7 protein-coding genes are annotated in these 11,163 nt (G+C 59.9%); 3 read left to right on the forward strand and 4 right to left on the reverse strand.

The genetic code is table 11. From position 1 onward, the window contains the following. Positions 1-57: 57 nt before the first annotated feature. The 3 genes from QQK16_RS11460 to bioB all read right to left on the reverse strand — a co-directional run bounded on the left by QQK16_RS11460 (position 58) and on the right by bioB (position 6,219). The gene (locus QQK16_RS11460; RefSeq protein ID WP_284196596.1) at positions 58-1,650 is read right to left on the reverse strand and encodes a carbohydrate-binding module family 20 domain-containing protein; all 1,593 of its coding nucleotides are present in this window, start codon (positions 1,648-1,650) and stop codon (positions 58-60) included. A 140-nt stretch (positions 1,651-1,790) separates the two neighbouring features. Next, a complete protein-coding gene (gene pulA, locus QQK16_RS11465) occupies positions 1,791-4,886 on the reverse strand; it encodes a pullulanase-type alpha-1,6-glucosidase (protein WP_284196597.1) in 3,096 nt (1,031 codons plus the stop codon). A gap of 337 nt (positions 4,887-5,223) precedes the next feature. Further along, positions 5,224-6,219 (reverse strand): biotin synthase BioB, encoded by a 996-nt coding sequence (bioB, locus tag QQK16_RS11470; protein ID WP_284196598.1) that lies wholly within the window; start codon positions 6,217-6,219, stop codon positions 5,224-5,226. A 370-nt stretch (positions 6,220-6,589) separates the two neighbouring features. Here bioB and phnD point away from each other — a divergent pair, with 370 nt between their 5' ends. The 3 genes from phnD to QQK16_RS11485 all read left to right on the forward strand — a co-directional run bounded on the left by phnD (position 6,590) and on the right by QQK16_RS11485 (position 10,498). Continuing rightward, positions 6,590-7,567, forward strand: a complete 978-nt coding sequence (gene phnD, locus QQK16_RS11475) for a phosphate/phosphite/phosphonate ABC transporter substrate-binding protein (protein WP_284196599.1) — start codon at positions 6,590-6,592, stop codon at positions 7,565-7,567. A 45-nt stretch (positions 7,568-7,612) separates the two neighbouring features. Next, entirely contained in the window at positions 7,613-8,485 is an 873-nt protein-coding gene (locus QQK16_RS11480; protein WP_308447014.1) for a LysR substrate-binding domain-containing protein, read from the forward strand. 240 nt (positions 8,486-8,725) lie between these two features. After that, positions 8,726-10,498 carry a hemopexin repeat-containing protein gene (locus QQK16_RS11485; RefSeq protein ID WP_284196600.1) on the forward strand — a complete coding sequence of 591 codons (1,773 nt, stop codon included), beginning with the start codon at positions 8,726-8,728 and terminating at the stop codon, positions 10,496-10,498. Between the two features lie 76 nt (positions 10,499-10,574). Here QQK16_RS11485 and QQK16_RS11490 read toward each other — a convergent pair whose 3' ends face one another. Next, entirely contained in the window at positions 10,575-10,952 is a 378-nt protein-coding gene (locus QQK16_RS11490) for a hypothetical protein (protein ID WP_284196601.1), read from the reverse strand. Positions 10,953-11,163 lie beyond the last annotated feature (211 nt).

Raw genomic sequence — 11,163 nt, forward strand, 5'->3', positions numbered from 1 at the left:
ATGGGCAGCAACAAAACAGGCCGCTCACGCGGCCTGTTTTGATTTGCACTACCCAGCTTAGAACCGGAAGCTCCCATCGCTCCGCGTTACCGAACCACCGCAGGCAGGTGTGGTGAACTCGCGATTACCGCTGGCCGTGGCCTGGTTGCTCTCCCAGGTGGCACTGCTGCCATTCCACTTCACGTACTTGTACTGCGTGGCCGTTGCTGGCGGCAGGTTGGCGGTGCCGCTCCAGGTCGCGTTGCTACCGCTGCCTTGTGCCGTCAGGGCATAGCCGTTGGCAGGCGTCCAGTTGCCCAAGGGGGTCTGGTTGCCGACCACATAGACACGCTGGCCGCTAACGGTGCTGGCATTGGCGATGCTGAATGCCACCGGCACGGATGTGCAACCGCCACCGCCTGTGCTCTTGCTCCAGACGGCGTACTGGTTGCCTGAGGTACGCAAGGTCCAGCCTGCGCCGGGGTTCCAGTCGGTGGGGCCTATCTTCATCGCCACCTTGCCGTCGACAATAGCCGCATAGAGACCCTGCTCGGCGCGCTGTATGGCCACCGCAGAGGTCGAGCTCAGGCCTTGCTCCTTGCGGACATCGAGTATGGCCTTGATGGCCCCCTTCAATCCCCAGTTATAGGCGTGGGCGTAGTACACGCTGGGGATGCCCGGGTGGGTCAGCACATAGGCGTAACCTTGCATGACCTTGTCGCAAGGTACTGGCCAATGGTTCTGGCCCACGCCGCAGCTCTCGCTGGGGCCGGTGTCGTGGTTGTCGACGAAGGTCACCATCTTCTGCCCCCACCAGCCTATGCCACCAGCGGGCTTGCCACTGCCATCGCGCAGGCGGCCATACTCGTTGTAGCTGAGTGCCTGGTTGAGCAAACCCTTGGTGGTGAAGTCGAACACGCCGCACTTGCCGGCCGTGCCGTCCACATAATTGACCAGCAGTTGGCGATGCCCATCCACGTTGTTGAAATTCAGGTCGGTCCAGACCTCGCCCACGCAAAAGCTGGGGTTCATGGCATCGTGGTAGAGCGCCGCATAGCCCGGCGCATAGCCTTTTGAATAATCGTAACGTATGCCCTTGAAGCCCACGCCCTTGAGGCGTGACGATAGCCAGGTCTTGATGTCGTTCTGCACCACGGTCTGGCTATGGTCCAGATCGCGCGCGGCGGCATAGCCATCGCCCGAATCGGCGTTGCCGCATTTGCCAGCCCACTCGTCGCTATTGACCACGGCATTGCAGCCCCAGGTGGGGTTGGTGAAGTCACCCCAGTTGGTGGTGCCGATACGGTGGTTGATCACGACATCGGCCACGCTGTGTATGCCCTGCCCGTTCAGTGCCGAGATGGCAGCGGCGAGCGCAGCTTCGTTGCCGTAGTTGGAATCGAGCTTGTTGAGCTGCCGCGGCAGGTAGCCCTCGCGCGAGCCAGCATCGGATGGCGGCGGGAACCAGACATGGGTGATGCCCAGGTTTTTCAGATCGCTGGCCTTGGCTTGCAGATCGCCGTACAGCTGACCATTGGCCGAGTTCCAGTGAAAGCCCTGGAACAGCACGGCGGTGCTGGACTTGGCCTGTTCTGTTGCGGCCAGCGCGGGCAAGGCGGCGGCCACTGCGCTTGCCAGCAAGCTGGCACGCAGAAGGTGTTGCAGTTTCATGTCGTCACTCCGATTTGATTTTTTATGTGCTTGTTGGGTTGAGGCCGTACCGTCGTTCTGCTCTGTTGCGGCAACTCCTTGGCCATGCTGCAGCCGGCTTGGGGTTGAAAAAAGGCCGCCCTCTCGGGCGGCCTGACAGTTTACATTTCCACGAACACGGCGGTAGTCCTGGCCGGCACGCTAAAGCTGCCGGCGGCGCTGCTGAAGACAGCCCCCCTCACCACAGCATCCGCCCCGGCCTGCAGCACGGGGTGCAGTTGCAGTGTCTTGCCGCTGCTGCCTGCCACCGTGGTGGTATGTGCCACCTTGTCTGCATTGAACAGCACGAACACCGTCTTGTAGACCCCCCCGGTGTAGCCGGCACCATCCACCTTCATCACGATCAAGCCCGGCAGTTGCGCCGCGCCCGCATCCGGAAAGCTGACCCGCGCCTGCACATCGGCAGCGGTACGCAGACGGAACAGCGGAGTGCTCTTGCGGATGCGCAGTAGATCCTGGAAAGCACTACGGCTGGCAGCAATATGGCTGCTGCCGACCTTGAGGCCAGCGTCGGCCAGCAAGGGCTTCATGATGCTCCAGTTGTCGCCGTTCTTGTCCTGTATAGGCAAGCCCACCGCCCAGTTGTTGCTGGTGCCGCTCCAATCGATGCGGTTGAACCAGTCACCCGAGTTGTAGGAATCACGATCCAGCGACTTGGAGCGCAGCAGATCATCGCCCGCGTGGAAGAATGGCACCCCCTGTCCCAGCGCAACCAACGACAGGCCCACCACCTGCGCCCTGGCTCGATCCGCGGCACTACTGGCGCGAGGCAAGCGGTACTGGCTGATATCGAACAGCGTCTGGTTGTCGTGTTTGCTGACATAGCTGATCAGTTCCTGTGGGTCCGCCGTATAGCCGGCCGGTTGGCCGTTATAGTCGATCTGGCTGCCTTTCTTGCTGGCACCGGTGTAATCGACCAGCGTGTAGTCCTTCAGGTTGCCCGCCAGACCGAGGCGTATCAGGTCCTGCGCCTTGAGGGCGCTATTGCGCTCATCCGCAGTACAAGCACTAGCGTCGTTCTTGTCCACGCACTGGCCATTGATAAACCCCTGGTTGCGTACCAGCCACTCGCCACCATCGAACGGGCTACCACCCCGGGCGGCATCGCGCAGGCGATCGCTGAACGAGCCTATGCCCGTGCCGGCCAGATTGAGCTGGCTGGCCTGCTTGAAGCGGGCATTGTTTTCCACCTCGCCAAAGTTCCAGCCCTCGCCGTACAGGTAAATCTCTCGGCCGGCGGCCGCATTTACCTCGGTCTGCAGCCGCTGCATCACGTCCAGCGGCTGGTGGCCCATCAGGTCGAAGCGGAAGGCATCGATCTGGTACTGGCTGGCCCAGACCTTGACCGAGTCGATCATCAGCTTGGCCATCATGGCGTGCTCGGTCGCCGTATTGGAGCAACAGGTGGAGTTGGTGACCGCACCATTGCCGTCTAGACGATGGTAATAACCGGGGACGATGCGATCCAGCACTGATTTGCCGTCCTGGCCCGATGCCGGAGTGTGGTTGTAGACCACATCCATCACCACCCGCAGCCCGCTATCGTGCAGCGCCTTCACCGCAGTGCGCATTTCCACCGTGCGGGCCAGGCCATTGGGGTCGGTAGCATAGCTCCCCTCCGGTGCGGTGTAGTGCAACGGGTCATAGCCCCAGTTGAATGCATCGCTGTCGCGCACGGCTGCCACGGCAGCTTGCTGGCTCTCGCCGTCACCCGCCGCCGCGGTGTCTATCGCTGGCACCTTCTGGTCTGCAGCCAGCTCAGGGGCGCTGGAGATATCGTTCACCGGCAGCCAGTGCACATGGGTCAGGCCCGCCTGCTGCAAGGCCTTCAGGTGCTTCATCCCATTGCTGGTGCCATGGCTGAATGCCAGGAACTTGCCCTGATGGTTGGCAGGCACAGTCGCATCATTGGCCGAGAAATCACGCACATGCAGCTCGTACAGCGCAATATCCTCGGGCGCAGCCAGTGCCGGTATGGCGTGGCCATCCCAGCCTGCCGGCTTGGTGGCTGCTGCCGTCAGGTCGGTGATCAGGCTACGGGTGCTATTGGCTGACAGGCCCAGCGAGTAGGGATCGGTTACCGTATTGATCTCGACCTTGCCGGTACTGCGGGCATATACCTCCACCCGGTAAGCGTAATACCGGGCGTTGATCCAAGCCGCTTCGCCATTGGCACTCCAGATACCCGTATTGGCATCCAGCTGCATGGTCAGCGAGCCGGCGCTGGCGCTGGTCGGGCCATCAAACAGCTGCACATCCACCGACCTCGCTGTCGGCGACCACAGCCGGAACACCGGCTTGCCGCCTTCGATCACTGCGCCCAGCGCCGCATTGGCTGCGGCACTGGCGTACAGATCGTCCAGCACCGGCCCCGTCTGTACCTGGCTGCCATCGACTACGACACCGTTCACCGTCTGCGACACCACCAGTTGGCCTTTGACCAGGCTCTTGGCATTGGCGCCTGCCGCAAGCTTGAACGCAGGCGCACCGGCCAAGTGTGGGTAGCGGGCCTTGAGGGCATCAGCCAAGGTGGTCGCCGCCAGGTCTATCACACCATCGGCACCGCTGATGCCACTGGCCCCCAGCACCATGCCGCCATTGGCAGCATGATGCAGCTTGTAGCTGGCGCTCAGGCTGGCGCCAGGCCAGACCAGGGTATCGGCAGTCAACCACACAGCCTTGGCCGACGAGAGATTGGCGCTGCTCTTGGCCGGCTCGCTGCTATAGACCGTGCAATCGCCATCCTTCACCCACACCTGCTGGCCCTTGCTGGCGATATCTGCCGCAAAGGTCGCCAATTGATCGCTGCCGCACAGCTTGGTGGCATCCTTGCCATCGGCCGTCGGGACGGTGATCAGGAAGTCCATCTTGCCCTTGGCCACATCCACCTCGATATCGGTGTAAGCGCCGTAGGCATTAGTCTTGTCAAACAGGTAACGGTTGCCGGGCCAGCCGGTAGAAGGCGTCTTGGGGCCGGACCAGGAATACACACCCCAGTCCTTGTAAACACCATCCTTACGCCAGAGATTGACGCGCAGATGGCCTGCCTTGATTTCAGCCGTGGGTGGGGTAGTTGTGCCGCCGCCGTCACTGCCACCGCCTCCACCGCCACAGGCGGTGATCAGCAAGCTGCCGGCGAGCGCCGCGCCAAACAGGCGCAGCCGGGCCCAGCGGCCCGAGTCGCTAAGGTATTGCATGGGTCATCACTCCGGTTTATTCGCCGCCGGGTATCCCGGCTGGCTGGTTTATTGTGCGGTGCAGCGTAACTACGGGTAAGCAAAGTACTGAAACTACGCAACTTTTTGCTGCACTCGTTTATTTGTGCCCCAGGACTGGCGCGAGGTCAACGCCCAAGACAAGACTGGTATGACAAGTAGTTTTACAACCTTGCTGCAACGGGCTTCGTCGTCATGCAAGCCGGCATGCGCAAATCCGAAAACAAAAAAACGCCAAGCACAAAGTGGTTGGCGTTTTTCGTAGTCTACATATTAGCAGCTACTTGTTTGGCACAGCCCTGCAGCAAAACAGACCGTATCAGAGGGGCTGCAGATCCAGCTTTTCAAATAACTGGCGATCCCGATCCGCCTCCGGATTGCCGGTGGTTAGCAGCTTATCCCCATAGAAAATGGAATTCGCACCGGCCAGAAAGCACAAGGCCTGCACCGACTCTGGCATCTGCTGGCGGCCGGCAGACAGGCGCACAAAGCTGCGCGGCAAGGTGATGCGGGCAACGGCAATAGTGCGCACGAACTCGCTCCAGTCTATGCCTTCCTGCTCCGCCAGGGGCGTACCCTCCACCTTGACCAGGTTGTTGATGGGAACCGACTCAGGTTGCGGATCCAGATTGGCCAACTGTGCCAGTAGGCCGGCGCGCTCTTCGCGCGTTTCGCCCATGCCCACAATGCCGCCACAGCAGACACTCATGCCCGATTCCCGTACCTGCCGCAGGGTATCAAGCCTATCGTCGTAGCCACGGGTACCGATGATGTCGCCGTACTTCTCCGGCGCGGTATCCAGATTGTGGTTGTAGTAATCCAGGCCAGCGTCCTTCAGCTCCCCCGCCATGCCTTGCTTGAGCATGCCCAGGGTGGCACAGGTCTGCAGCCCCAGGGCCTTGACCCCGGCTATCATCTGCTTCACCTCGTCCAGATCACGCTGCTTGGGGCCACGCCAGGCTGCCCCCATGCAGAAGCGCGAGGCACCAGCAGCCTTGGCTGCCTGCGCCGCCTGCAGCACCTCATCCAGCGGCATCAGATCCTGGCTGGTGACACCGGTGTCATAGCGCACCGACTGCGGACAGTAGCCACAATCCTCCGGGCAGCCCCCCGTCTTGATCGACAGCAAGGTGGACAGCTGCACCTTGCTGGCATCGAAATGCTCGCGATGCACCGTCTGGGCCATGAACAGCAAGTCATTGAAAGGCAATGCAAACAACTCCGCCACAGCCTCCACCGACCAGTTCTTGGCCTCGGCATGCGGAACGGGTTTCTTGTGGAAGACAACAGCGTTGGGTGCAGCAGCTTGGTTCATGGCAGGGAAGCATGTCTCGTTATCGTTATGCTAATTTTTGGGCCTACCGCCGCACTTGTCAAATATTCAACGCAGCAAAATTTGACTAGTAAACCACCCCACCCCGCGGAAACTGTTTGGTTTAAGTCAGGCAGGCTCAGCAGCCTGACTGGCGTATGGCGGTTGTAGTTAGCCGCCGCCACTGCGGGCGCGATATGCATGATCAGGACGAGAAGGTGCTGATGGTTGAATCCGGGCATACCAACTTCAGCCTGCAACGGTACCGACTAAAGTGGCCAAGCCAAATGGTGAATAGTTCACAACCACATGTTTTGTAACAAATCCATGATATGAACGTCCTTTGCCTGAAGTTCCACCCTAAGGATTTGTCATGAGTCGTTCCGCACTTTTTAGCTGCCTCCTCGCCTGCACCGTGGCCATTGGCCTGCCAGCACACGCTTCAGACCCCAAGGCCATTACGGTTGGGCTGATTGCACCGACCAACGAGGCGGAAACGCTCAAGAAATGGCAACCGGTGCTTGATGACATGGCCGCAGAACTGAAGGTGCCGGTAGTCGGTATGCCGGCCAAGGATTATGGCGCCCTGATCAAGGGTATGGCAGATGGTAAGGTGCAGGTTGCATGGTTTGGTCAGAAATCGGCCTTGCAGGCCATCACCGATGCGCATGGCGAGGTGTTCGCCCACCATGTGAAGGCAGATGGTAGCAAAGGCTATTCATCGCTTTTGCTGGCGGCCAAGAGCAGCCCGATCAAGTCCGTGGATGAGGTCATCGCCAGCCCCGGCAAATATAGCCTGGCAATGGGCAAGCCCAGTTCGACCTCGGGTTTTCTCATTCCAATTTACAACGTGATCACCAAGAACAAGCTGGAAATGAAGACCCATTTCAGCCGCCTTCAGACGGGTAGCCATGAAGACAACTTCCTGGCGGTTGCCAATGGCAAGGTGGATATCGCCACGAACAACACCGATGACCTCGACAACTTCCGCAGCAAGCACCCTTCGGAGTATGCCAAGGTCAAGGTAATCTGGACTTCGGAGCCGATAGGACTGGACCCTATGGTGATGGACAAGCGCCTCAATGCACCACTCAAGCAGCGGATTGCCGGCTTCTTCAGAGCCTATGGCAAGACTGCCCAACAGAAGGCGCGTTTGCTGCAGGCCAATGAGTTGGTGGGGTTTGCCCGGGCCAACAACAAACTGCTGAGCCGAATTGCTGATCTGGAAGCATTCAATGAGCAATACACGCTGATGAACGATGAATCGCTCACTTCCGAGCAAAAGGATGCAAAGTTCAAGGTGCTGTTCCAGAAGCACAAGGACACGTCCCGCCTTCTCGGGGGCAATTGAACGGGGTTGCGCAAGGCTGTGATGGGGCGACCGGCTCAAGCAGGCATGATGCTCGCTCCGCTCCTGATCGCCTTCAAGGAAGTTGCCCGCCAGGGCAGTGTGACAGCGGCAGCCAGGCAGCTCGATTGCAGTCAGCCCACGATCACAGCCCGAATAAGGCAGCTGGAGGAACGTTACGCAGTTGAGTTGTTCCACCGTCGAGGCAGCAGGCTGGATTTGACCGATATCGGTACCCACCTGCTACCCTTGATCGATCAACTGCTGCAGCAGGAAGGGGATATCGACTTCTTGCTGCGGAACGCAGGCGCATTGCGTGGTGGCAGTTTGCGCATAGGGGTCACAGGGCCGTATTACATACTGCCCAGCGTTGCCGCCTTCAGGCAGCAGTATCCCGCTGTTGAAGTGAGCATAGAGGTGGGTAACTCCCAGGCTGTGCTGGAGGCGCTCGATGACTATGAAATCGACCTGGCTGTTTCTTCGCATGAGGTCGAGGACAGCAGGCTGGAGCGCAGGACCATCGCAACCGACCCCTTGGTATTGATCGTGCCGCAGCGGCATCGGCTTGCCGCTCTTGCGGACATTTGCCTGGCCGATCTGGCCGATTGCAACCTGCTGCTGCGCGAGCCGGGGTCCATGACCCGCAAGCTGACGGAGCAGGCCCTGCAAGGTGCCGGCATCAAACTGGCGTCTAGCATGGTGATAGGCAGCCGTGAGGCTATCTGCGAGGCAGTCAGGCTGGGCATGGGCTGCAGTCTGATGCCGCGTGGCGAGGTGCCTACTCAGGCTGGCCTGGCCATTTGCTCCTTGCGCGAGCCTATCCCCGTCTTGCATGAGTATCTTTACACCTTGAGTACGCGCGCGCACAACCCGGTGATCGCCGCTTTTCTCGCCGCCCTGCCCCCACACCGACTCCCCTGACAACGCTGTGTCCTGAGTGCTCATAAGGCGCGGAGCAGGTCACCCCCCTGCAGCACCGCACACCCCAGCCATCACCCGCTGCCAAATCGGCTGATATGGGTATCGGTAGATTTGTGCCTATGGCAATCAGCCTGTCGTGCTAGCTCCCTAAGCTGCGGGCAGCCTCGTTGGCTCGGCAGCACGGGCAATGAGGCCTGCTTGCAGGGAGCGATGATCCTTGCGCCACAAGGGAGAGCAACAATGCATCGGAAACAGTTTACCCAGCGCCTGCTACTGGCGGGCCTGGTGGGATTGAGCCTGGCTAGCCAAGCCGCGCCCAAGGCGGTACTGATAGGCATGGACGGCACCCAGTACGAAAAATTGCAGGCGCTGAACTTGCCGCACATCAGCCGCTTCTACCAGACCAAGGCCTACACAGGGGGCGTGCAAGGGAGCGGTAGCGAGCAGGCTACCGTCAGCGGGCCGGGCTGGACCACCATGCTCACCGGAGTGTGGGCCAACAAGCATGGTGTCACATCCAATGAATCGGGCTTGGCCAACGCCCAGTTCCCCAGTGTGTTCAAGCGCATTCGGCAAGCCAAACCAGGCGCCTATATCGCCAGCATCACCAATTGGGCCAGTATCAACCAGCGCTTCCTGACGCAGGATGTGGCGGGAAACAACTTCAACGCCAGCGGCCTGAGTGACCAGGCCGTGACGGACAAAGCCGTAGAGCAGATACGGAACACAGCGGCCGATTTCATCTTCGTGGCACTGGATGATCCAGATCATGCAGGCCATGCCAGTGGGTTTGGTTCGGCCTACAACCAGGCGATACGCGACAGCGATGCCCGCCTGGGCCAGATCATGGCCGCGGTAGAAGCCAAGCGGGCTAGCACTGGTGACGATTGGCTGGTTTTGGTGACGACCGATCACGGCCGCGAGGCTACGCTGGGTTATGGCCATGGCAACCAGACTCTGTCTGAGAAGACCATCTTCATTGCCAGCAACCAGCCTTTGAATGCTGAGTTCAGCCAGCCGGTAGGCAATGTGTCCAATCAGGGCTTTGGCGGGCTGTATGGCTATGCGGCCCATACCTCGATAGCCCCCACCCTATTGCGTCACCTGGGCATTGAGCCACAGCCGCAATGGCTGCTGGATGGCATACCGCTCAAGGGCGCACTAGGCGTACAGAAGCTGCTTCCAGCATCGACCAACCAAGCCACACTGAATTGGTACAGCACCTCAGGCGGCATGGTGGATATCCAGCGCAATGGCCAGAGCGTGGCAACCGTACCGGCAGCACAGCAGGGTTGGCTGGATAGCGCAGCTCCTATGGGGATGACCGATTACAACCTGATCCACAACGGCACACCGGCTGCTTTGCGCCTGAATCGGCGGCAGATACAGGCCACACTGGATTGGGATGCGACCCGCAGCTATTTCTTCCTCGATGATGGTAGCTACGTGCGATACAACCAGGTACTGGACAAGGCCGACAACGGCTACCCGGCCACCACTAGCGACACTAGCTGGCCAGGCTTGGGTAGCTACGCCAGCAAGCTGGTGTCCGGCTTCAGCAAGGATGCGGGTGTAGCCTATCTATTCCTGAACGACGGCCGATACCTGCGCTACAACAAGATCGCCGACAAGGTCGATAGCGGCTATCCCAAGGAGATCAACGACAGCACCTGGCCCGGCCTGGGCGCCTACGCCTCCCAGATTCGCGCCACGTTGCGTTGGAGCGGCAGTACCGTGTATTTCTTCCTGCGCGATGGTCGCTACCTTCGCTACAACCTGACCTTAGACAAGGTTGATGCCGGCTACCCCAAGCCGGTGACCGACGCCTTGTGGCCGGGGCTGGGCGCCTATGCAGGGCAGATCGAGTCGGCCATGAAGTGGGATGATACCCGTGCTTATTTCTTCCTCAGCGGCAAGCGTTACATACGCTACAACATCACGCTTGATCGCGCCGAGAGTGGATATCCCAAGACCGTGAACCAGTCGACATGGCCAGGCCTGGCCGTACAGTAGTGGCGCTTGGTACGCCATAGCTGACCGGCGCACCATGGCAACAACGGGAGCTCAAACGCGCTCCCGGTGTTGCCATTCAAAGGGAAGCCTGCTTGCGAAATGCCCACCAGCCTGCCAGCAGGGTAAAGGTCACCACCAGTACGACCATTACCCAGAATCCACTGGGGTGATGTGCCAGCGGTACATCTCCCACACTCATGTCGAAGAAACCCGCCGTGATATAGGATGCAAAGAATTCGTCGGACAATACGCTTTGTGGCTGCATCCAGCGCTCGAACGCGGTGTGGGTCAGGTTGAAATACAGCCAGATGAGCTCACCTCTCTCACCGCCCTGGTGCTGCCATGAGTGCACCGCTGCCGAATCGATTTCCCGCCCTGGCTCACCGGCCTTGAAGTGGCAACCACTGACCAAGCCGGCCTGATCTGAACCATAGCTGGCTGAGGTAATAGACATGGTCAACAGGGTTCCATTTAGATCCGCTAACAAAACCGTTCTGGCGTTGTTGTGAGAGCTTGCCGTACCCGCGTACTGTCTGCTGCGCGCGCCATCGCTCACGCGCCTAGCCAGAACCGCTACGCTGGGTTTTGTTAGCGGTTCGTATAGGGTGTACAAACGCCATGCTAGCCAGCGATGCTGACAATAGTGTTGCATCCAGATGCCAAGT

It is taken from the genome of Chitinimonas prasina (genome assembly GCF_030160395.1).
Taxonomy (GTDB): Bacteria; Pseudomonadota; Gammaproteobacteria; order Burkholderiales; family Chitinimonadaceae; genus Chitinimonas; species Chitinimonas prasina.

What these genes read in the sequence shown, in the direction of transcription:
- QQK16_RS11460 (WP_284196596.1), bottom strand. Translation starts at nt 1,650, where the DNA reads ATGAAACTGCAACACCTTCTGCGTGCCAGCTTGCTGGCAAGCGCAGTG.
- pulA (WP_284196597.1), bottom strand. Translation starts at nt 4,886, where the DNA reads ATGCAATACCTTAGCGACTCGGGCCGCTGGGCCCGGCTGCGCCTGTTT.
- bioB (WP_284196598.1), bottom strand. Translation starts at nt 6,219, where the DNA reads ATGAACCAAGCTGCTGCACCCAACGCTGTTGTCTTCCACAAGAAACCC.
- phnD (WP_284196599.1), top strand. Translation starts at nt 6,590, where the DNA reads ATGAGTCGTTCCGCACTTTTTAGCTGCCTCCTCGCCTGCACCGTGGCC.
- QQK16_RS11480 (WP_308447014.1), top strand. Translation starts at nt 7,613, where the DNA reads ATGATGCTCGCTCCGCTCCTGATCGCCTTCAAGGAAGTTGCCCGCCAG.
- QQK16_RS11485 (WP_284196600.1), top strand. Translation starts at nt 8,726, where the DNA reads ATGCATCGGAAACAGTTTACCCAGCGCCTGCTACTGGCGGGCCTGGTG.
- QQK16_RS11490 (WP_284196601.1), bottom strand. Translation starts at nt 10,952, where the DNA reads ATGTCTATTACCTCAGCCAGCTATGGTTCAGATCAGGCCGGCTTGGTC.